At 55.0% G+C, this 21187-nt stretch carries 24 protein-coding genes; 12 read left to right on the top strand and 12 right to left on the bottom strand.

All coding sequences use genetic code 11. The annotated features are described in order from the left end of the window. The first annotated feature begins 235 nt into the window (after positions 1-235). Positions 236-325 carry a YnhF family membrane protein gene (locus ADJ24_RS25220; RefSeq protein WP_008500596.1) on the top strand — a complete coding sequence of 30 codons (90 nt, stop codon included), beginning with the start codon at positions 236-238 and terminating at the stop codon, positions 323-325. A gap of 163 nt (positions 326-488) precedes the next feature. Further along, on the top strand, positions 489-1655 hold the full coding sequence (locus tag ADJ24_RS22860) for an MFS transporter (protein ID WP_023311352.1): 1167 nt from the start codon (positions 489-491) through the stop codon (positions 1653-1655). Between the two features lie 38 nt (positions 1656-1693). Here the strand turns inward: ADJ24_RS22860 and sodB are convergent, their stop codons facing one another. Next, a complete protein-coding gene (sodB, locus tag ADJ24_RS22855; RefSeq protein ID WP_023311353.1) occupies positions 1694-2275 on the bottom strand; it encodes a superoxide dismutase [Fe] in 582 nt (193 codons plus the stop codon). 122 nt (positions 2276-2397) lie between these two features. Continuing rightward, entirely contained in the window at positions 2398-3171 is a 774-nt protein-coding gene (locus ADJ24_RS22850) for a C40 family peptidase (protein WP_023311354.1), read from the bottom strand. Between the two features lie 338 nt (positions 3172-3509). Between ADJ24_RS22850 and grxD the strand changes: the two genes are divergently transcribed. Beyond that, positions 3510-3857, top strand: coding sequence for a monothiol glutaredoxin 4 (gene grxD / locus ADJ24_RS22845; protein ID WP_003832760.1), 348 nt, complete (start codon positions 3510-3512; stop codon positions 3855-3857). A 44-nt stretch (positions 3858-3901) separates the two neighbouring features. On the opposite strand, the gene rnt is transcribed toward grxD, so the two are convergent. The 5 genes from rnt to eptA all read right to left on the bottom strand — a co-directional run bounded on the left by rnt (position 3902) and on the right by eptA (position 8573). Further along, positions 3902-4552 carry a ribonuclease T gene (gene rnt, locus ADJ24_RS22840; protein ID WP_023311355.1) on the bottom strand — a complete coding sequence of 217 codons (651 nt, stop codon included), beginning with the start codon at positions 4550-4552 and terminating at the stop codon, positions 3902-3904. Between the two features lie 95 nt (positions 4553-4647). After that, positions 4648-5055: a lactoylglutathione lyase gene (gloA, locus tag ADJ24_RS22835; RefSeq protein ID WP_013096923.1), complete on the bottom strand. Its 408-nt coding sequence runs from the start codon at positions 5053-5055 to the stop codon at positions 4648-4650. 100 nt (positions 5056-5155) lie between these two features. Further along, on the bottom strand, positions 5156-6253 hold the full coding sequence (locus ADJ24_RS22830) for an alkene reductase (protein WP_023311356.1): 1098 nt from the start codon (positions 6251-6253) through the stop codon (positions 5156-5158). A 53-nt stretch (positions 6254-6306) separates the two neighbouring features. Next, positions 6307-6906 (bottom strand): TetR/AcrR family transcriptional regulator, encoded by a 600-nt coding sequence (locus ADJ24_RS22825; protein ID WP_023311357.1) that lies wholly within the window; start codon positions 6904-6906, stop codon positions 6307-6309. Between the two features lie 41 nt (positions 6907-6947). Then, positions 6948-8573 carry a phosphoethanolamine transferase EptA gene (gene eptA, locus ADJ24_RS22820; protein ID WP_023311358.1) on the bottom strand — a complete coding sequence of 542 codons (1626 nt, stop codon included), beginning with the start codon at positions 8571-8573 and terminating at the stop codon, positions 6948-6950. A gap of 149 nt (positions 8574-8722) precedes the next feature. Between eptA and ADJ24_RS22815 the strand changes: the two genes are divergently transcribed. The 3 genes from ADJ24_RS22815 (at position 8723) to sodC (ending at position 10506) form a co-directional block, all read left to right on the top strand. Then, complete coding sequence (locus ADJ24_RS22815; RefSeq protein WP_008500587.1) at positions 8723-8962, top strand: DUF1289 domain-containing protein; 240 nt, start codon at positions 8723-8725, stop codon at positions 8960-8962. Positions 8963-9010: 48 nt separating this feature from the next. Beyond that, positions 9011-9907: an aldo/keto reductase gene (locus tag ADJ24_RS22810; RefSeq protein ID WP_023311360.1), complete on the top strand. Its 897-nt coding sequence runs from the start codon at positions 9011-9013 to the stop codon at positions 9905-9907. Between the two features lie 80 nt (positions 9908-9987). Beyond that, positions 9988-10506: a superoxide dismutase [Cu-Zn] SodC gene (sodC, locus tag ADJ24_RS22805; protein ID WP_023311361.1), complete on the top strand. Its 519-nt coding sequence runs from the start codon at positions 9988-9990 to the stop codon at positions 10504-10506. Here sodC and ADJ24_RS22800 read toward each other — a convergent pair. From ADJ24_RS22800 to ADJ24_RS22790, 3 genes are read right to left on the bottom strand one after another with little or no spacing between them, the layout of a single operon-like run. Further along, on the bottom strand, positions 10485-12518 hold the full coding sequence (locus tag ADJ24_RS22800; RefSeq protein WP_023311362.1) for an FUSC family protein: 2034 nt from the start codon (positions 12516-12518) through the stop codon (positions 10485-10487). The two genes, sodC and ADJ24_RS22800, sit on opposite strands and share 22 nt — an antisense overlap. After that, positions 12518-13378 carry an HlyD family secretion protein gene (locus ADJ24_RS22795; RefSeq protein WP_023311363.1) on the bottom strand — a complete coding sequence of 287 codons (861 nt, stop codon included), beginning with the start codon at positions 13376-13378 and terminating at the stop codon, positions 12518-12520. The genes ADJ24_RS22800 and ADJ24_RS22795 overlap by 1 nt, the downstream gene beginning before the upstream one ends. A 2-nt stretch (positions 13379-13380) precedes the next feature. Beyond that, positions 13381-13617 (bottom strand): DUF1656 domain-containing protein, encoded by a 237-nt coding sequence (locus tag ADJ24_RS22790; RefSeq protein ID WP_023311364.1) that lies wholly within the window; start codon positions 13615-13617, stop codon positions 13381-13383. Positions 13618-13803: 186 nt separating this feature from the next. Here ADJ24_RS22790 and slyA point away from each other — a divergent pair, with 186 nt between their 5' ends. Then, a complete protein-coding gene (slyA, locus tag ADJ24_RS22785) occupies positions 13804-14244 on the top strand; it encodes a transcriptional regulator SlyA (protein WP_024909359.1) in 441 nt (146 codons plus the stop codon). Between the two features lie 35 nt (positions 14245-14279). On the opposite strand, the gene ADJ24_RS22780 is transcribed toward slyA, so the two are convergent. Together ADJ24_RS22780 and slyB are read right to left on the bottom strand one after the other, a co-directional pair. Further along, positions 14280-15641: a sensor domain-containing diguanylate cyclase gene (locus ADJ24_RS22780; RefSeq protein WP_023311366.1), complete on the bottom strand. Its 1362-nt coding sequence runs from the start codon at positions 15639-15641 to the stop codon at positions 14280-14282. A gap of 189 nt (positions 15642-15830) precedes the next feature. Further along, complete coding sequence (gene slyB, locus ADJ24_RS22775) at positions 15831-16298, bottom strand: outer membrane lipoprotein SlyB (RefSeq protein WP_023311367.1); 468 nt, start codon at positions 16296-16298, stop codon at positions 15831-15833. A 255-nt stretch (positions 16299-16553) separates the two neighbouring features. Here slyB and anmK point away from each other — a divergent pair, with 255 nt between their 5' ends. The 5 genes from anmK to pdxY all read left to right on the top strand — a co-directional run bounded on the left by anmK (position 16554) and on the right by pdxY (position 21136). Continuing rightward, positions 16554-17678 (top strand): anhydro-N-acetylmuramic acid kinase, encoded by a 1125-nt coding sequence (anmK, locus tag ADJ24_RS22770; protein ID WP_023311368.1) that lies wholly within the window; start codon positions 16554-16556, stop codon positions 17676-17678. Between the two features lie 93 nt (positions 17679-17771). After that, positions 17772-18095 (top strand): C-type lysozyme inhibitor, encoded by a 324-nt coding sequence (gene mliC, locus ADJ24_RS22765; RefSeq protein WP_023311369.1) that lies wholly within the window; start codon positions 17772-17774, stop codon positions 18093-18095. Between the two features lie 57 nt (positions 18096-18152). After that, positions 18153-18809 carry a pyridoxamine 5'-phosphate oxidase gene (gene pdxH, locus ADJ24_RS22760; protein ID WP_008500575.1) on the top strand — a complete coding sequence of 219 codons (657 nt, stop codon included), beginning with the start codon at positions 18153-18155 and terminating at the stop codon, positions 18807-18809. Positions 18810-18934: 125 nt separating this feature from the next. After that, complete coding sequence (gene tyrS / locus ADJ24_RS22755) at positions 18935-20209, top strand: tyrosine--tRNA ligase (RefSeq protein WP_023311370.1); 1275 nt, start codon at positions 18935-18937, stop codon at positions 20207-20209. Positions 20210-20275: 66 nt separating this feature from the next. Beyond that, positions 20276-21136, top strand: coding sequence for a pyridoxal kinase PdxY (pdxY, locus tag ADJ24_RS22750; protein ID WP_023311371.1), 861 nt, complete (start codon positions 20276-20278; stop codon positions 21134-21136). Positions 21137-21187 lie beyond the last annotated feature (51 nt).

Raw genomic sequence — 21187 nt, 5'->3', positions numbered from 1 at the left:
TCTCACCCTTATCTCGCAATCTTGAATTGCGGCACGCCGGGAAAACGACACGGGACGTCAGGAGGGGGTCAATGGCCGGTACGCTAATAAATTTAGCGTGGAATTTTGTCCTATCTTGATGAAAAGGGGAAGAGGTAAAGTGGTTATCAGTATAAATCCAGGAAGATTTTTGACGTAATCTGTGCAAAAATGAGCAAGCTCACTTTTCGTGTGGGGATTAAAAGGAGAAAAATTGATGAGTTCCGATCTTAAGTTTTCGCTGTTCACCACCGTTGTTGTGCTGGCTTTGATTGTTGCGGCCGGTCTGACGGCTGCGCTGCACTGATTTACGCGGAGGGAGAGCCTTCTCCCTCCCGACTCCCCGGATTGTTACTTCTCTGGCAAAAATCTTTTGCCATTTTGTTAACTTCTCATTTTTTGTGATTGATGTCATGCTTTCCGCTTCTTTGTTCTGTGTCACCAAATGACACGGCATCCGGAGTTGACGCATGAAAATCAATTTTCCCCTGCTGGCCCTGGCGATTGGCGCTTTTGGGATTGGCACCACTGAATTCTCCCCGATGGGGTTACTGCCTGTTATTGCCCGGGGCGTAGATGTCTCTATCCCTGCGGCAGGGATGTTAATTAGCGCCTACGCTATCGGCGTGATGGTCGGGGCGCCGCTGATGACGCTTCTGCTTTCGCACCGCGCGCGCCGCAATGCGCTGATTTTCCTGATGGCGATTTTCACCCTGGGCAACGTGCTTTCGGCCATTTCGCCGGACTACACCACCCTGATGCTATCGCGTATTCTGACCAGCCTTAATCACGGCGCGTTCTTCGGGCTGGGATCGGTCGTGGCAGCCAGCGTGGTGCCAAAACACAAGCAGGCGAGCGCCGTGGCGACCATGTTTATGGGGCTAACGATTGCCAACATCGGCGGGGTGCCTGCGGCAACCTGGCTGGGCGAGGTTATTGGCTGGCGAATGTCCTTCCTGGCGACGGCCGGACTGGGCGTGATTGCGATGGTGGCGCTGTTCTTCTCCCTGCCGAAAGGCAGCGCCGGAGAACGTCCGGAAGTGCGTAAAGAGCTGGCTGTGCTGATGCGCCCGCAGGTGCTCTCCGCGCTGCTCACCACCGTGCTGGGGGCAGGGGCGATGTTTACCCTCTACACCTATATTTCACCGGTGCTGCACGATATCACCCACGCAACGCCTCTCTTTGTGACCGCGATGCTGGTGCTGATTGGCGTGGGCTTCTCGATCGGTAACTATCTCGGCGGGAAATTTGCCGACCGTTCCGTGAGCGGGACGCTTAAGGGCTTCTTAACCCTGCTGATTGTCATCATGGTTGCCATTCCGTGGCTGGCGCGCAATGAGTTTGGGGCCGCGATTGCGATGGTCGTCTGGGGAGCCGCCACTTTCGCCGTGGTGCCGCCGCTGCAGATGCGCGTGATGCGTGTCGCGCACGAGGCGCCGGGACTTTCATCTTCCGTGAATATCGGTGCGTTTAACCTGGGTAATGCCCTGGGCGCCGCGGCCGGTGGGGCCGTGATTTCAGGTGGTCTGGGATACAGCTTTGTGCCGGTGATGGGGGCGATTATTGCCGCGCTCGGCCTGCTGCTGGTGATGATGTCGGGTCGTAAACAGCCTGAAGCAGCCTGCGCTGCGGAATAAACCAAAAACGCAGAAGGGCGAACCCTTCTGCGTGTCTCTTACGCGGCGAAGTTCTTCGCGACAAAGTCCCAGTTAACCAGTGCCCAGAAGTGCTCCAGGTAGTTCGGACGCGCGTTGCGGTAGTCAATGTAGTAAGCGTGTTCCCATACGTCCACTGTCATCAGCGGCTTAGCGCTGGTAGTCAGCGGGGTACCCGCGTTTGAAGTGGACACGATAGCCAGTTTGCCATCCGCCTCTTTAACCAGCCACGTCCAGCCAGAACCGAAGTTCTTGATGGCTGCATCGGTAAATTTCGCTTTGAAATCCGCGAAGCTGCCAAATGCGGCGTTGATAGCGGTAGCCAGTTCACCGGCAGGTTCACCGCCGGCATTCGGCGCCAGGCAGTGCCAGTAGAAGGTGTGGTTCCACACCTGAGCCGCGTTGTTAAAGACGCCACCCTCTGAGCTGCGGACGATCTCTTCCAGCGTTTTGCCTTCAAAATCGGTGCCCTTGATCAGATTGTTCAGGTTGGTGACGTACGTCTGGTGATGCTTGCCGTAATGATATTCCAGGGTTTCCGCAGAAATGTGCGGTGCCAGGGCGTCTTTTGCATACGGTAGTGCAGGTAATTCGAACGACATTGCTTCTCTCCTTATTGTATTTTGTGTTGCCAATAACCACACAGACAACATGGACAGGATAGCAAATTGAAAGGGTATGCAAAAGAGGAACTTACCCTGCCACGGATGTGGCAGGGCAGGGGTTAGCGAATGGTTTTCGGCGTCATCACGCGACGCGCGCCGACGTAGTGGCGTACCCAGTAGTCTTCACTGAGAGAGGTGATCTGAATATCCTGGCCGCTACGTGGAGACTGGATGAACTTCCCGTTGCCGACATACACGCCAACGTGGTCAGCCGTGCCGCGACCCTGAGTTCGGAAGAACACCAGATCGCCGTTTTCCAGCTCACCGCGGTCAACCGGTGAGGCATCCCGCAGGTGGTACATCTCATTGGCGGTACGAGGAATGCGGAATTTGACAAGATCTTTATAGGCGTAATAGACGAGGCCGCTGCAGTCAAACCCGGTACGCGGCGAACTGCCACCCCAGTGATAAGGTTTGCCAATCTGGCCCATCAGTTTGTTCATCGCGGTTTTTTGCGCTTTCTGTACACGCACTTTATGCACTTCAGCTATTTTCGTGACCTTCGTGCATTTCGCCTTGTGGCCTTTACGCGTGATGCATTTTTCAGTAACGAGGTTAGCAGCGGTTTGCGAAGCTTTACTTTTAGCGGAGTGGGCAGTGCGGGAAGGTTTTGTTTTCGTCTTGCTGGAAGCGGTCTGTTTCGTCTGAGCCGGTGTTTTTTTCTTGTCGTTCTTAGCGGTGGTTTTTTTCTTACGTTCTGTGGCTTTCACCAGATGGTTTTTTTGTACAGCAGAATGCCGCGCCTGCTGAGAGGCGTTTGCCACTGGCGTGAAAGTGAGTGAAGTAAACAGTAAAGCACAGAGCGTGATCGAGATTTTATTTATCCGCGCCACTGGGCAGTCCCCTGATAAATGCAGGTCATCAATAATACCCGCGTGTGATTTACAAAGCCCGTCGATTCTAATCTATAAAAACCCAGAAAGTTAATAGCATTTTTCAATCTACAATCGTGTTTCGTTAGCAAGTGCAAAAAAATTCATCGTTCTGTCGCACATTTACCCACTCCCTAAGCAAAACCCTGACCGCCGCAGGGGTAAACACCATTTGCAATGCAACTTTTCGTGACTCGGGGTAGAATGTATAAACGTGACAAAAATGTTATTTTCCGATGCCAGTCTGAACCGCTACAATGTCAGACGAATGCCGTAACAGAAGTTAAAGGAAGCAAGACATGAGCACCACTATTGAAAAAATCCAGCGCCAGATCGCTGAAAACCCGATTCTGCTGTATATGAAAGGTTCTCCGAAGCTGCCAAGCTGCGGCTTCTCCGCACAAGCGGTTCAGGCGCTGTCAGCCTGTGGTGAGCGTTTTGCTTACGTTGATATCCTGCAGAATCCGGACATCCGCGCTGAGCTGCCTAAGTACGCTAACTGGCCGACTTTCCCACAGCTGTGGGTTGACGGTGAGCTGGTTGGCGGCTGCGATATCCTGATTGAAATGTATCAGCGCGGCGAACTGCAGCAGCTGATCAAAGAGACGGCGGCGAAGTACAAAACCGAAGAGCCGGATGCAGAGTAATTTTCTGCGCAAATAAAAAAGCGACCTGATAAGGTCGCTTTTTTTTATTCTTCGCTGTCGCCCATCGGCAGCGGCCAGCCGCCCAGACGCTTCCAGCGGTTGACGATCTCACAGAACAGCTCTGCGGTGCGCTCCGTGTCGTATAAAGCGGAATGCGCCTGCGTACCGTCAAAAGGTATACCCGCCGTGATGCAGGCTTTTGATAACACCGTTTGTCCCAGGGCCAGGCCGCTCAGCGCGGCGGTGTCGAAGGTCACAAAAGGATGGAAGGGGTTGCGTTTAAGCGCGGCGCGCTCGGCGGCGGCCATGGTAAAGCTGTGATCGAAGGTGGCGTTATGGGCCACCATAATGGCGCGGCTGCAGTTACTCTCTTTCATGCCTTTACGCACCATTTTGAAAATGGCGTGCAGCGCATCATATTCACTGACTGCACCACGCAGCGGGTTATGCGGATCGATACCGTTAAACGCCAGCGCTTCCGGCTGTAAGTTTGCCCCTTCGAAAGGTTCAACGTGGAAATGCAGCGTGGTGTCCGGTGTAAGCCAGCCCTGTTCATCCATCTTCAGCGTGATGGCGGCAATTTCGAGCAGCGCATCGGTTTTAGCGTTAAATCCGGCTGTTTCTACATCAATGACAACGGGATAAAAACCACGAAAACGGTCGCACAGACCGCTAAATTGAGCGTTATCGGACATCAGGGTCTCTTACAAGGGGAAAAAGCAGAGCGCATTATGGCAAATTTTGCAGGGTGATGCAGTAAAACTACGGGCGCATGTTGCGCCCTGAGGGATCAGTTGCCCAGACCGCGACCCGCGTCTTTGGCTTCAATCAGCTCGATTTTGTAACCGTCCGGGTCTTCCACGAACGCAATCACGGTGGTGCCACCTTTTACCGGGCCCGCTTCGCGCGTAACGTTACCGCCGTTGCTGCGAATGCGCTCACACGCTTCGGCCGCGTTGTCCACTTCCAGCGCGATGTGGCCGTAGGCGGTGCCCAGCTCATAGCTGTCTACGCCCCAGTTGTAGGTCAGCTCGATCACCGCTTCATCCGTTTCCGGGCCGTAACCCACGAACGCCAGCGAGTATTTGTATTCCGGGTTTTCGCTGGTGCGCAGCAGCTTCATGCCCAGTACGTTAGTGTAGAAATCAATGGAACGTTGCAGATCGCCAACGCGCAGCATGGTGTGAAGTAGGCGCATAATTTCCTCATTAACCAATGGAATAGACTGTCTTTTTGAACAGAAACGATGTTTTAGTATAGCGGCGAAGTATCGCCGCTATCAATGAACAACGGCGAGATTACAGAGAAGGGTAGTCGGTGTAGCCTTCCGCGCCGCCGCCGTAGAAGCTTTCCGGGCGCTGCGGGTTCAGGGCCGCTTTTTTCTGCAGACGGGCAACCAGATCCGGGTTGGCGATATAGTCGCGGCCAAACGCGACGGCATCGATCAGCCCTTTGCCGATCAGATCTTCGGCTTTCTCCGGGGTATAAGCCCCCGCACCGATGATCACCCCGTGGAAACGCTCGCGCACTTTCTGACGGAAAGCGTCCGTGTAAGGCTTACCGCCAGCCCAGTCCGGCTCGGACATGTGCAGATAGGCGATGCCGCGTTTAGCCAGTTCTTCGATCAGGTACAGGGCATCGGCTTCTTCGTTCGGACCGTTGTCGACGTTCTGGAAAGAACCGATTGGAGAGACGCGGATCCCGATACGATCCGGGCTCCACTCCTGGCATACGGCATCAACCACTTCCAGCACCAGTCGAGCGCGGTTTTCGACGCTGCCGCCGTACTGGTCGGTGCGGTGGTTAGACGACGGTGACAGGAACTGGTGCAGCAGGTAGCCATGCGCGGAGTGCAGCTCAATCAGGTCAAAACCGGCTTCACGGGCGTTGGCCACGGCCTGGCGGAAGTCGTTCACGATACCCGGAATTTCATCCAGCTCAAGCGCGCGCGGCATAGAGGTATCCACGCGGATCGCATTGCCGTTTTCATCACGCAGGGAGGTACGGGTATTTGCGCTCAGGGCCGAAGCGGAGACCGGAGCCTGGCCGCCAGGCTGAATGCTGCTATGGGAGATACGACCGGTATGCCACAGCTGGACCGCAATGCGGCCCTCTTCAGCGTGAACGCCCGCGGTGATTTTCTGCCATGCGGCGATCTGTTCCGGGCTGTGAAGACCCGGCGCACCCGCATAACCTTTAGCCTGAGCGGAAATCTGCGTGGCTTCGGTGATGATCAGGCCAGAGCTTGCGCGCTGACGATAGTATTCACCCATCAGTGGAGTTGGGATGTCGCCCGGCTCAATACTGCGCAGACGGGTAAGCGGAGCCATAAACACGCGGTTTGGCGCAGTGACGGCACCCACTTTTAAGGGGGTAAATAATTTTTCAGCTGACATAAAGACTCCTGAGTAGACCAGTCGACTAGTAGTTGGGTAAATAAAAACGCCTGCTAAATGCCAGGCGCAGTAATGCTGTTATTCACATGTGCCAGCGCGCTTTCCAGCGGCACGGCACTGCGCGAAATTTTTGCCTGCAGGTTAGCGCCTAGCCAGAGCGCATATAACACCTGCGCCTGGGTTAACGGCTCGCCGGAAAAGGCCAGCGTTTTTTCATCGCGGCCTTTCTCCAGCGCCTGGGCCAGCAGGGCGATAACGCCGCGGGCACCTTTATCCATCGCCGTGCGCATATCTTCAGAAAGATCGCACACTTCTGCAGACAGTTTAACGGTCAGGCATCCGCTAATAATGCCCTGCTGACAGAACTGGTTCAGCGTTTCCTGATAGTAGTTCAGAACACGATCCCGGTAGTTACCTTCACCCGACGCAAAGTGGGTCGCCAGACGCTGGTGGTAGCCAGCATAATGACGTTCCAGCATCGCTACGCCAAAAGCCTCTTTGGACCGGAAGTAGTGATAAAACGACCCCTTCGGTACCTCAGCGGTTTTTAACAGCTCGCTCAACCCCATACCGGTAAACCCGCGATGCATGCAAAGTCGCTCGCCGGTTGCCAGTAAATGTTCGCGGGTATCGTGTTCAGTATTTCTGCTCATGGCCGCACTCTAATAGACCGTTCGGTCTAATGCAAGCGAGTTTACTGGCGACATGAGCTCAGTATATCCAGCTGCGGTTGATAAACCGTTGATTTCACGTCCATCATACCCAATACGGTTGAGAATAAATTGTCCTGGGAAACCGCATTTTTTGCTGCATGGTCACGCAAACACTGTTCGTTGATGCCAAAGTTTTTCGCGTAATCCGGTGACAGCCAGAACATAAACGGAATATGCGTTTGCTGCTCCGGCGCCAGCATATAAGGCGTACCGTGCAGATAAATACCGCTTTCGCCCAGCGATTCACCGTGATCTGAGAGATAAATCAGCGCGGTGTTCATGCTCGACTGGCGCGCCTTCAGTGCATCAATGGTTTTGCTGACCATGCTGTCGGTATAGAGGATGGTGTTGTCATAGGTATTGATCAGCGCCTGATGATCGCAATCCTGAATTTCATTGGTGTCGCAGGTTGGGGTGAATTTACGGAAGTTGTCCGGGTAACGGCGATAGTATGCCGGACCGTGGCTCCCCATCAGGTGGATAACCAGCACCGTATCTTGCTTCACGCCATCCAGCACGTTGTCCAGACGGTAGAAGTTCACATCGTCAATACAGGATTTGTCTTTGCAGAACTGATCCAGCTGCCACTGCGTCATATCGGTATGCGGCACGCGATCGCAGGCGCCTTTACAGCCGCCGTCGTTGTCGCGCCACAGCAGGTTGATACCCGCATGCTTAAGCACGTCGAGCAGTCCCTCGCGATGGTGAGCCAGGTCGGCATCGTATTTGCTGCGCGTCATGCCGGAGAACATGCAGGGAACGGAAACCGCGGTTTCGGTACCACACGAGGAGGCCTGCGGGAAGTTAATCACATCCTGCCTTTTCAGCTCCGGGTTGGTTTCGCGTTCGTAACCGTTCAGGGAGTAGTTTGCCGCGCGAGAGGCTTCGCCGACGACAAGCACCAGAACGGTTTTCTTTTGTTGACCGGTAATCAGTGACCCTTTATGGGCATCTTCACCAATACGCACCAGCGTTTGATCGCCGGCAAACCAGCGCATTTTACTGTACTTCACCACGGCGCTGACGTAGTTCGCCGGGGTGACCATTTTGACGATGCTTTTGTTATTGCGGAACAGCGACGCGTAATCTTTATAAAACAGCGCGGCAATCAGGATAATCACCAGCAGAGCGCCGAGCATCGCGGCAACGCGCGTCAGCAGCGCGTACCACCATTTTCCGGTACGAATCCGGGTCAACGCCAGCACCACGGAGGGAACGATGCCGGCTATAACAATCCACAGAATCATCTGCGGGGTCACCAGGGCGGTCGCTTCCTGAGAGTTGGTTTCGAACACGTTCACAATCATGTTCTGATCGATCACCGCGCCGTAGGTGTACATAAAGTAGGTTGCCGCGGCGCATCCGATCGTCAGTACAATCAGCAGCGGCTTGCGGAGATACGGGATGTTAAGCAGGCTAAAGACAATCACCCAGCCGCAAAACAGCACCAGCGGTACGGAGGCGGCAAAGAGGAAGTCGTGCAGATGGACTGGGCCGATAATGGCCCAGCTGCGCTGGATAAACAGTCCGTTCAGCAGAGTAAAAAAGAGTGCACAGCCCAGAGTAAATTTAATGTCGTTACATTGTAACTTTTTGATTAACCACATCGATCGGTAAACCCGTTATTGTCATGATGGGCCGAGTATAGAGAGGGAAGATTAGTGAAACCTTAATGCCACAAATCTGTGATATAGGCCTTGCACGTGATGCGATTAACGTCTTCACTGTAGGTGAGAGGAGCTTTCGGGAGGTGAGTGTGGCAGAGCAGCTGGAGTTTTTCCCCATCCAGAGCCCGTGCCGGGGTATTTGTCAGGTCGATGAACGCGGATATTGCCGCGGGTGCATGCGTACCCGCGATGAGCGTTTTAACTGGCAAAACTTTAGCGACACGCAAAAGCAGGAGGTGTTACGCCTCTGCCGACAGCGTCTTCTGCGCAAAATACGCGCAAACAAAGCGGGTGAAACCGAAGAACCCCAGCAACCTTCACTTTTTTAACACGGTAATTGCGTATACTCATGGCATTACGTCCTTGAGGAAAATGTTATGGTTCAGCGAATTACCCTTGCCCCCCAGGGGCCAGAATTCTCCCGTTTTGTCATGGGCTACTGGCGCCTGATGGACTGGAATATGTCCCCCCTCCAGCTGGCGAGCTTTATTGAAGAGCACCTTGATTTAGGTATCACCACGGTCGATCATGCGGATATTTACGGTGGATACCAGTGCGAGGCCGCGTTCGGCGAGGCGCTTAAGCTGGTTCCTGCGCTGCGCGATCGCATGGAGATCGTCACGAAGTGTGGGATTGCCACCACGGCAAAACCTGAACACGCCATCGGTCATTACATCACCGACAGCGCGCATATCATCAAGAGCGCCGAGCAGTCGCTGGTCAATCTGGCGACCGATCGTATCGACCTGCTGTTAATCCACCGCCCCGACCCGCTGATGGATGCCGATGAGGTGGCGGAAGCCTTCCTGAACCTGCATCAGAGTGGGAAAGTGCGTCACTTCGGCGTCTCTAACTTTACCCCGGCACAGTTTGCGCTGCTTCAGTCTCGTCTGCCGTTTACTCTGGCCACCAACCAGGTTGAGATCTCCCCGGTACACCAGCCGCTGCTGCTGGATGGCACGCTCGATCAGCTGCAGCAGCTGCGCATTCGCCCGATGGCGTGGTCCTGCCTGGGGGGCGGACGCTTGTTTAATGATGATGAATTCCAGCCGCTGCGCAACGAGCTTGAAACCATCGCCCGCGAACTGAACGCGGAGAGCATCGAACAGGTTGTTTACGCATGGATCCTGCGCCTGCCGTCAAAACCTCTGCCTATTATCGGCTCCGGCAAAATAGAACGCGTGCGTTCTGCGCTGGCCGCTGAAGAGCTGGAGATGACCCGTCAGCAGTGGTTCCGCATCCGTAAGGCCGCGCTGGGTTACGACGTACCATAAACCGCCTGAAGGTGACTTTCCGGTGAAATCTTTGCCCCTGGTATACACTTAAGGGGCAAAAAATAACCCGCGGAGGTCATATGAAGCGTTTTGCTCTTGCACTGGTCACGCTGGTTGTTTGCGCAGGGGCGCAGGCAGCCAGTGACGAAGTGGAAATGAATCTCGTCACCCCACAGGGTGTGGGTCAGTCCATCGGAACGGTGAAAATCACTGAAACCGATAAAGGACTGGAGTTTGCCCCCAACCTCAAAGCTCTCCCTCCCGGTGAACATGGTTTCCATGTTCATGCCAAAGGCAGCTGTCAGCCAGCTTTAAAAGAAGGTAAACCGTCTGCTGCGGAAGCGGCAGGAGGCCACCTAGATCCGCAGCATTCCGGCAAACATGAAGGCCCGGATGGAATGGGGCATTTAGGCGATCTGCCAGTGCTGGTGGTGAATAACGACGGTAAAGCCACCGATCCTGTCGTCGCGCCGCGACTGAAAAAGCTGGATGAGGTGAAAGGCAAAGCGCTGATGATCCACGTCGGCGGCGACAATATGTCCGATAGCCCTAAACCGCTCGGCGGCGGCGGGGCACGCTATGCGTGCGGCGTGATCTGATCCCCAATCGTTCCCGGTGGCGGTGCCTGTTCCAGCTGCGAGAGCGAGCAGTGCAGGCGCCAGATTATCGAGGCCAAATCACGGGCTGCGGGCAGATGATGCTGTGCAAGCGTATCGCAGATCCGCTGCAGCTCATTCAGCGTGGTTTCCAGCGGCCGCTGCTGGACACCGCGCTCGCTCATCACATTGCGCAGCAGGGAGATGCAAACATCCCGAACCTGCGACAGCGGATCGGAACGCGTTTCCCACGCGCGAAGCTGCCAGACCACGTGCGAGCAGTTCAACAGCACCACGCCCCAGCGCAGCAGCCAGCGCCGGGACAGCGCGTCCTGGCTGTTATTCAGCTGACTGACGTGATGATAGACCAGCGATTCATACTCGTTTTCACCCAGATGCGGTTTACGGCTGAGCTGGTCGACAAACCCTCTGCGTAACTCCCGGATATGCCTGCGGCTCTTGCGTGCATCGGAGCCGGGACGTAACACCGCGAAAGCCAGCCACGCCAGCCCCACGCCGAGGATCTTTGCCAGGTTATCATTGAGAAAATCGGCGTAATCATAAACCGGTGGATTCGTCACGGAGATAAACGAGCCCATAAAGACAATCAGCTGTCCCCAGAGGCCCGCCAGCTTAGGCATTTGCAGCTTCAGAAGCTGCATGGTGGTTAACAGGGGAAACAGGAACAGCAGGAACTGCCACAGATCGCTTATCTGCACCATCAGGCCAAACTTCACCACGAAGCTGAACAGCGACAGCAGCACCAGCGTGCGCAGCAGGAGCGTAAGCGAGTTGAACGGCGAGGCCGCTACGGAATAAAGCACGCAGCTGATGGCGGCAAGCGTCAGGGCTGCCGTACCGGACTCCCACTGCGTGGTAATGCTCCATGCCCCCACCAGCATCAGCGCGCAGAAGGTGCGAAAACCGCTCCACAGCGCTTCCAGATAGTCGGTATGGCGCGCGAGTGCCGGGCTGCCGGGGACGTTAAACTCCGTCAATGGGGTCGCGTTTTCGACGGCCGTAATCCAGCGGCTGCTGCGCAGGTACAGCCGACAAAAGTAATTCAGGCGCTGCCAGAAGGCGCGATGGCGGTAGTCGTACTCATCAACCGGAGCAAGCGGGGCGATAATCCGCGCTACGGTGTAAATGTCCGCATCCGGGCGCGCAAGGGCCGCGAGCAGCGTTTCAATCACGGCACGGGTGTTTTCAGGCGGCGTCGGCCAGTTGAGCAGCATCCGGCGAAGGCTGGAGATGGCGCTGGTCATGCGCAGCTGCTGGTGCAGCAGATAGTTAAGCAGGGTGTTCTGACGGCGAAAGCGGTAGTGGCTCCAGAACGCCTGAATGCGCAACAGATTCATCGTCAGGATCTGTCCGATAACCTTTTCATGCGCGAGGCGGATGTCATCGCTGGTATCCGGTTGCCACAGCAGACTCGCGTGTTCCAGTAACCGGGTATGCATGGTTTTGAGCGCGGTGATAAGCGCGGTGCCGTCGGATGTGCTGGGGAGGATCATCATCATGAAGCCGCCGCTGAGGATCCCGACAATCACTTCACAAACGCGCGCCTGGGCAATATCCCACAGCTCGGTGGTGTCGAGCACGTTAACCACCGGAAAGGCGATGATGGCGGCGGTATAGCCCGCCAGCTGGAATGCGTAGGCGACGTTATTGGTAAAATGGGCGCAGGCCCAGGTACAGCACCCCAGCCATGCGGCCATGCTCAGCAGGAACAGCCACGGATCGTTCAGCGTATGGCCGGCGATAATTAGCGCCGCGGTGGCGCCCAGCAGGCTGCCTGCGATGCGGCCAAGACTTTTACTGATCACTCCGCCGACCGTCGGAAAACTGACCACCGCCGCAGACGTCATCGCCCAGTAGGGTTCATCCAGGTTCAGGTAATAAGCCACAGTCAGCGCAAGACACATGGCAATGCCGTTACGCAGCGCGTAGCGCCACTGGGGACGCGTCGCTTTCATCCACGGCGTGTTTTGCCAGGAGAGACTCTGCAGCTTCATCACCGGTTGCCGATGGAGACAGTGCAGGTGGTGCCGGACACAAGGGTAATGTCCTGCGGTAAACGGTCAAACTCCACGCGAACCGGAACGCGCTGGGCCAGACGCACCCAGGGGACGTTCGGCTTTATGTCCGGCACCAGACCGGAATCCGTTTCGACGCTTTGATCGTAAATGGCGCGGCCAATGCTGGATACGTGACCTTGTAACTTCTGCGAGCCGCTGTAAAGCGTAATGGCGGCAGGCGATCCCTCGCGAATATGGCGAAGCTTGGTCTCTTCAAAATAGCCCACCACGTAGAAGGAGTGGCTGTCGACGAGGGCAAAAACGGGTTGTCCCGTGGTGGCATAATTCCCCACGCGAGCGGAAAGGTTGGTTACCCACCCGTCAACCGGCGCGGTAATCACCGTTTGGGTCAACTCCCACTGGGCCTGCTTCAGCGTGGCTTCGGCCACGTTGACGCTCGCCTGCATGGCCTTTACGGTGATGTTGGCGGTGTCTAAATCTTCCGCTGAGATGTAGTTTTGCGACAGGTGGCGGCGGCGGTTGGCCTCGTTGTTAGCCTTTGCCAGATCCGACTGGGCTTTAGCCAGCTGCGCCTGGGCGTTCAGAATCGCAATGTGGTACGGGGTGTCGTCGATGCGGAATAAAATGTCTCCCTTTTTGACGAACTGGTTATCCTTAACCAACAGCGCCGTAATACTTCCCGACACCTGAGGGGTAATGCTGACCTGCTCAGCGCGAACTTTGCCGTCACGCGTCCAGGGCGATTGCATATAAAAATTCCACATCCACCAGCCCGCCACCAGCGCAAGGGCAAGGACAAGCAGGGTGGAAAAGTACTTTAGCGTTTTAAGGGACATATTCACCACACAGTCAAAACGGCAAGGCCCAGGCATACGGAAAGGGCAAACAGGGAAAGATCCATCAGCATGGGATGCCAGATTTCGCCGGAATACATCCAGTCGCGGAGCAGGCGATGCGCGATGAGCCAGAGCATAAAGCCGACCAGAACGGCCTTAAACAGGGGAGGAAAATAGACTGACGCACCGAAGATCAGGTCCTGAAGGGGTAAACCCTCTGAGCGATGAAAAAACGTCACGGGCAGAAATCCTTTGCAGTGAACAGAATGCCGCGTCGGCTTGTCTTAGTATGATGAAGCATCACAATTCAGTGTAAGTCATACTTTTAAGTTGGATGAATGCAGTATTGCATTTGTTTTGGCAATACAAATGCTGCACACTATTCTAAAATCAGTATAATAACTTAGCAAGCTAATTATAAGGAGATGAAATTGGAATCGCCATTAGGTTCTGATCTGGCAAGGTTGGTACGCGTCTGGCGTGCTCTGATTGACCATCGCCTGAAACCTCTGGAACTCACACAGACGCATTGGGTCACGCTGCACAACATTCACCAGCTGCCGCCCGATCAGTCGCAAATTCAACTGGCAAAAGCGATAGGCATTGAGCAGCCGTCGCTGGTGCGCACGCTTGACCAGCTGGAAGAGAAGGGGTTGATCTCGCGGCAAACCTGCGCCAGCGATCGTCGCGCCAAGCGGATTAAACTCACCGAGAAAGCGGCGCCTATCATCACGGAAATGGAAGCCGTGATTACGAAGACGCGCGGTGAGATCCTGTCAGGCGTTTCACCGGCGGAGCTGGAAATGCTCATCAGCCTCATTGGGCGCCTCGAGCAAAACATCCATGAGCTGCAGTCGCGCGACTGACAAACAACCAGGCCTTGCAGCAGCAAGGCCTTTTTTTATTTAAAGACCACCACGCGGTTACGGCCGGTCTCCTTCGCTTCATACATCGCTTTGTCGGCATTTTCCACGCACGTTTCTGCGGCTACTGCGGCTGACGTCGCCGTAAACACCCCCATGCTGATGGTGATTGGCTCAGGTAGTTGACCGCCGCTGCTGGCGTTATCGAAGCTGCTCAGATTTAACCGAATGCGTTCCGCCACCTGGTACGCCGCGTCTGATGAGGTGTTGGCCAGCATCAGAACAAACTCCTCACCACCGATACGGGCCGCGATGTCCTGGGGGCGCACGGAATCCATCAGCAGATTAGCAACAAACTGCAGGACCTTGTCGCCCTGAAGATGTCCGTACGTGTCGTTGATACGCTTGAAGCGATCGAGATCGCTGACGATGACGGAAACCGGACGGCTGGGTTTGGCGATATCCAGCGCCTGCTTTAATGATTCATAAAAATAACTGCGGTTATACAGGCGCGTGAGCGGGTCGCGAATTGAGTTCTGATAGGACTGCTCATACTTTATGTGCGAGTCGCGATACAGCCTGAAAACATCGTAGAGCAGAACAAAAATGATCAGCAGCGTGGCGACAGTTTCAAATAATCGCGCGCGGTACCAGGATATCCCTTCGACATGTCCACCCGCTACCAGCATTGAGAGCGTGACGATATAGCAGACGCACAGAAAATTACCGCCCACCCAGAATAAATTGCGTATACGCGTAATAAACATCAGCGTGGCTAATGTGACCGCCCAGAGTGCAATCAATGCAATATTAATAAAGTGGCTCCAGAGAACCATAAACTCACGAGTTTCATTATCCACAAGATCGATGGATAAAAAGGAAGAATGACTGGAATACATCCAGGCCACCCCGACGACAAAGGCGGTAAAGAGAAACTCGGCGCTGACAATAGCGATATGCGCCAGCCGTGAAAGGGGACAATTGCGCGTGGTAAAGAGTATTGCCGAAACGATAAAAAGCACCGCGATTAGGAGATGGCGGAACATATAGAAGATCATCGCATCGTTGTAGTTCACCACATTGAACTGATAGAGATCCAGCCAGGCGGGAAAGCTGGACAGCGTTCCGACCATCAGCGATGCCGACCCGGCAAAGGCAAAGGCGATTGCAAGCAGATACAACCGTCTTTTGTCACACCAGTATTTCATTGCCATAAAACAGGCAATAAACAGGTGAAACACCAGAAGAAAAATAGTGAGCGTAGGGAATAAAAGCGGTGAAAAGGACGGAACCCATTCAACGAGTTTTAAAAACAGCGCGTGTAATATCCCGATTACAAAAAGGCAACCGAGACAGAACGCGATATAACGGCTCTTTTGGGAGAGACAATTCGCAAGCATAGATTTTTACAAATTTATAATGAATAAAGAGATGCGAAGAGTTTAATCAATTAGCGCGCTAAATACTTTGCGCAGAAACAATATATGCCGTGGTAAATAATAGGCGTGGTGAATATATTTTGTAAATATATTTGTGGGAATGATATATATTGTAAATGGATGTGGCACGATGGCCACATCCATTTTTAATTAACGTGGAGAAACGGTCACCTGACTACCGTTGCTTGCCAGCACAACGCGCTGGCCTGCAGAGAAGCGAGTGCTGCCTTGTTTCTGTACAACCATGATCGTGCTGCCGTCGTCTTTACGAATTTCCAGCTCTACGCCCTGGGTTTTGTTCATCGCACCCTGAACGCCCTGGCCGGCTACGCCACCCGCAACGGCGCCTGCGGCTGTTGCCAGCGAGCGACCTGTACCGCCACCGACGGTATTACCGAGGAAACCACCCAGAACGGCACCGCCGATTGCACCCATTACGTTGCTTTCATCACCACCCTGGATCTGTACAGGACGTGCGTTAACAACGGTACCGTAAGTCACGTTCTGAACCTGTTTCGCTTCAGAAGCGCTGTAAACGTCGCCAGAAAGTGAACTGTCATTCACACAGCCAGCCAGAGTTAAACCAATCAGCGAAACGCCCAGTACACGTAAAATCATTTGAATCTCCTGTTCACCAAAAACGCCCGATTGGGGGCATCCGTTATGGCTAAATTATATGGCATAAGGGGCCATAGTTCATATCTTTGCACTAACAATAAGAGAATTGTACTTGAATTTGACTTAACGAGACATAAACAGGATCCGCCCGCGTTACCCGTCTGACATTGTTAAAAAATATTATCGCCGGATGGCAAAGCTGCGCCGTTTATGGTTGAGTGGATATCCTTAGCCCACGCAACGTAAGGAAAGCGCATGAAATCGGGTCGCTACATTGGTGTGATGTCAGGCACCAGTCTGGATGGGGTAGATGTCGTTCTGGCCGCCATTGACGAAAACATGGTGGCACAGCAGGCGAGCCTGACCTGGCCAATCCCCATTTCGCTGAAAGAGGATATTCTGAGTATCTGTCAAGGGCAGCAGCTTACCCTCTCCCAGCTTGGACAGCTTGATGTTCGCCTGGGGGCGCTGTTTGCGGATGCGGTGCAGGCTTTGATGCAAAAAGAACATCTGCGCCCGCAGGACGTGGTGGCCATCGGGTGTCACGGACAAACGGTCTGGCATGAGCCAGGCGGAGATGCCCCGCATACCCTGCAAATCGGCGATAACAACCAGATTGTGGCGAAGACGGGCGTGACGGTGGTTGGCGATTTCCGTCGTCGCGATATCGCCCTTGGCGGGCAGGGCGCGCCGCTGGTACCCGCGTTCCATCAGGCGTTACTGGCGCACCCTTCAGAACGGCGTATGGTGCTCAACATTGGTGGGATTGCCAACCTGTCGATGCTCATCCCGGGGCAGCCCGTACGCGGCTACGATACCGGCCCGGGCAATATGTTAATGGATGCCTGGATCTGGCGGCAGTGCGGACAACCGTATGATAAAAACGCGGAGTGGGCGAGCGGGGGGAAAGTGATTATTCCGCTATTGCAGTCGATGCTAAGCGATCCTTATTTTGCCCTGCCAGCCCCTAAGAGCACGGGGCGTGAATACTTCAACCTGGGCTGGCTTGAGCGTCAGCTGGCGCCATTCCCGGCGCTCGCGCCGCAGGATGTCCAGGCGACGCTTGCCGAGCTGACGGCCGTGTCGATCTCCGAACAGGTTCTGCTCAGCGGCGGATGTGAACGCCTGCTGGTGTGCGGCGGAGGAAGCCGCAACCCGCTGGTGATGGCGCGTCTTGCGGGGCTACTGCCGGGTACCGAAGTGACCACGACCGATGAGGCCGGCATCAGCGGGGATGATATGGAGGCGCTGGCCTTCGCCTGGCTTGCCTGGCGCACCATTGCGGGACAGCCGGGCAACTTGCCGTCGGTAACCGGCGCGCGTGAGGCGAGCGTCCTCGGGGCGATTTTCCCGGCAAATCCTCGTCATAATCAGAGTTAACTGAAATTCAGCGCGTCGCGTCGTCGTTAGAATGGAACGAAACAGGAGGGCAGCCATGCCCTCCAGGACCAGGAAAGTCTTCGGAATACGCCCATGAAAAAACTTCTTCTTATTGCCGCTCCTTTGTTGCTGTCAGGATGCAGCGTCTACAACCAGCTCCTTGAGCGCATGCAGACCGATACGCTGGAGTATCGCTGTGACGAAAAACCGCTGACCGTAAAGCTGAACAATCCACGCCAGGAAGCCAGTTTTGTTTATGACAATAAATTGCTGACGCTGAAGCAGGGGATGTCAGCCTCCGGCGCACGTTATTCCGACGGTATCTACGTCTTCTGGTCGAAAGGCGACAGCGCCACGGTCTACAAACGCGACCGCATTGTGCTGAACAATTGCCAGCTCGAAAATCCGAAGCGTTGAGATTTTTACAGGGGCGGCGCACAATAGCGCCACCCACTCTCAATGTCAGCTAACGCCATGTCAGATAACGACGAACTGCAGCAAATTGCGCATCTGCGCCGTGAATACACTAAAGGCGGCCTGCGTCGCCAGGATCTTCCCGCTGAACCCCTCGTGCTTTTTGAACGCTGGCTGAAACAGGCCTGCGAAGCGAAACTCGCCGACCCCACGGCCATGGTCGTCGCAACGGTGGATGAAAACGGTCAACCGTATCAGCGCATCGTATTGCTCAAGCATTATGACGAGAAAGGGCTGGTGTTCTATACCAACCTCGGCAGCCGCAAGGCGCACCATTTAGAAAACAATCCGCGTATTAGCCTGCTGTTCCCCTGGCATATGCTGGAACGTCAGGTAATGGTCACCGGCAAAGCGGAACGTCTCTCGACGCTGGAAGTGGTGAAGTATTTCCACAGCCGCCCGCGCGACAGCCAGATTGGCGCCTGGGTATCAAAACAGTCCAGCCGAATTTCTGCCCGCGGCGTGCTGGAAAGTAAATTCCTGGAGCTGAAACAGAAGTTCCAGCAGGGTGAAATTCCTCTGCCAAGTTTCTGGGGCGGGTTCCGCATCCCGATTGAGCAAATAGAGTTCTGGCAGGGGGGCGAACATCGCCTGCACGACCGCTTTTTATACCAGCGCGAGAATGGCGGCTGGAAAATCGACAGACTGGCACCATAATCCCCGAAATTTGTTGATTTAAGCGCTAGCGCACACCGCGCTTGCGCTTTATTCTATGTTCCTTTCGCATCAGGCGAAAAGTCGTGTACCGGCAAAGGTGCAGTCGTTTATACATGGAGAATTTGATGGCAAGCAGTAACTTGATTAAACAATTGCAAGAGCGGGGCCTCGTGGCCCAGGTGACGGACGAGGAAGCGTTAGCAGAGCGACTGGCGCAAGGCCCGATCGCGCTCTATTGCGGCTTCGATCCCACCGCTGACAGCTTGCATTTGGGGCATCTTGTTCCATTGTTATGCCTGAAACGCTTCCAGATGGCGGGCCACAAGCCTGTTGCGCTGGTGGGCGGCGCGACCGGCCTGATTGGTGACCCAAGCTTTAAAGCCGCTGAGCGTAAACTGAACACCGAAGATACCGTGCAGGAGTGGGTGGATAAGATCCGCAAACAGGTTGCACCGTTCCTCGACTTCAACTGTGGTGATAACTCTGCCATTGCCGCGAACAACTACGACTGGTTTGGCAGCATGAACGTGCTGACCTTCCTGCGCGACATCGGCAAGCACTTCTCTGTTAACCAGATGATTAACAAAGAGGCGGTGAAGCAGCGTCTGAACCGTGACGACCAGGGTATCTCCTTTACCGAGTTCTCCTACAACTTGCTGCAGGGTTATGACTTTGCCTGCCTGAACAAGCTGCACGGCGTTTCCCTGCAGATTGGCGGTTCCGATCAGTGGGGTAACATCACCTCCGGTATCGACCTGACCCGTCGTCTGCACCAGAACCAGGTCTTCGGTCTGACCGTTCCGCTGATCACCAAAGCCGACGGCACCAAATTCGGTAAGACTGAGGGCGGCGCAGTATGGCTCGATCCGAAGAAAACCAGCCCGTACAAGTTCTACCAGTTCTGGATCAACACGGCGGATGCCGATGTTTATCGCTTCCTGAAGTTCTTCACCTTCATGGATATCGCAGAGATCAACGCGCTGGAAGAGGAAGACAAGAACAGCGGTAAAGCGCCGCGCGCGCAGTACGTGCTGGCGGACGAAGTGACCAAACTGGTTCACGGTGAAGAAGGTCTGGCCGCGGCAAAACGCATTACCGCTAGCCTGTTCAACGGTACCCTGAGCGATCTGAGCGAAGCGGACTTCGAACAGCTGGCACAGGACGGCGTGCCGATGGTTGAGATGGAAAAAGGGGCTGACCTGATGCAGGCGCTGGTGGACTCTGAGCTCCAGCCTTCGCGCGGTCAGGCGCGTAAAACCATCGCGTCTAACGCTATCACCATCAACGGTGAGAAACAGGCCGACCCGGAATACACCTTCGTTGACGGTGACCGTCTGTATGGCCGCTACACGCTGCTGCGTCGCGGTAAGAAAAACTACTGCCTTGTCTGCTGGAAATAATTAACAGTCTCCAGGGGCGTGGGAAACCACGCCCCTTTTGTTTTTTCAGGGTTTGGTAAGAAAAAAATGAAGAACATCCTCGCCATTCAGTCCCACGTTGTTTTTGGACACGCTGGCAATAGCGCCGCGGAATTCCCGATGCGTCGCCTCGGCGTCAACGTCTGGCCCCTTAATACCGTACAGTTCTCTAACCACACGCAATACGGCAAATGGACCGGCTGCGTAATGCCGCCTTCGCACCTCAGCGAGGTTGTGCAGGGGATTGCAGATATCGATCAGCTTAAACGCTGTGACGCCGTGCTGAGCGGCTACCTCGGCTCAGCGGAGCAGGGGGAGCATATCCTCGGCATCGTACGCCAGGTGAAAGCCGCAAACCCGGCGGCAAAATACTTCTGCGACCCCGTTATGGGCCACCCGGAGAAAGGCTGCATCGTGGCGCCTGGCGTTGCAGAGTTTCACGTCCGCCACGCGCTGCCCGCCAGCGATATCATTGCGCCAAACCTGGTCGAACTCGAAATTCTCTGCGAGCATCCGGTTAACAGCGTTGAAGAGGCGGTAAGCGCGTCTCGTGAGCTGATCGCTCAGGGGCCGGAAGTTGTGCTGGTAAAACACCTCGCGCGCGCAGGGCTGAGCCAGGACCGTTTTGAGATGCTTCTGGTGACGAAAGATGACGCCTGGCATATCAGCCGTCCGCTGGTGGATTTCGGCCTGCGCCAGCCGGTTGGGGTCGGGGATGTCACCAGCGGTCTGCTGCTGGTGAAATTGCTGCAGGGGGCGACGATGCGCGACGCGCTGGAGCACGTTACCGCGGCGGTGTACGAAATCATGATTGCGACGAAAGAGATGCAGGAATATGAACTGCAGGTGGTTGCGGCACAGGATCGTATCGCGAAGCCGGAGCACTATTTCAGCGCAACCCGGTTATAACCGGCCAAAAATTGTAGGCCGGGTGAGCGTCAGCGCCACCCGGCAACACAG

It is taken from the genome of Enterobacter sp. 940_PEND (genome assembly GCF_001059415.1).
In the GTDB taxonomy this organism is placed as follows: domain Bacteria; phylum Pseudomonadota; class Gammaproteobacteria; order Enterobacterales; family Enterobacteriaceae; genus Enterobacter; species Enterobacter cloacae_M.
The sequence above is the reverse complement of the archived record's forward strand: the minus strand, read 5'-3'. Positions and strand labels throughout refer to the sequence as shown.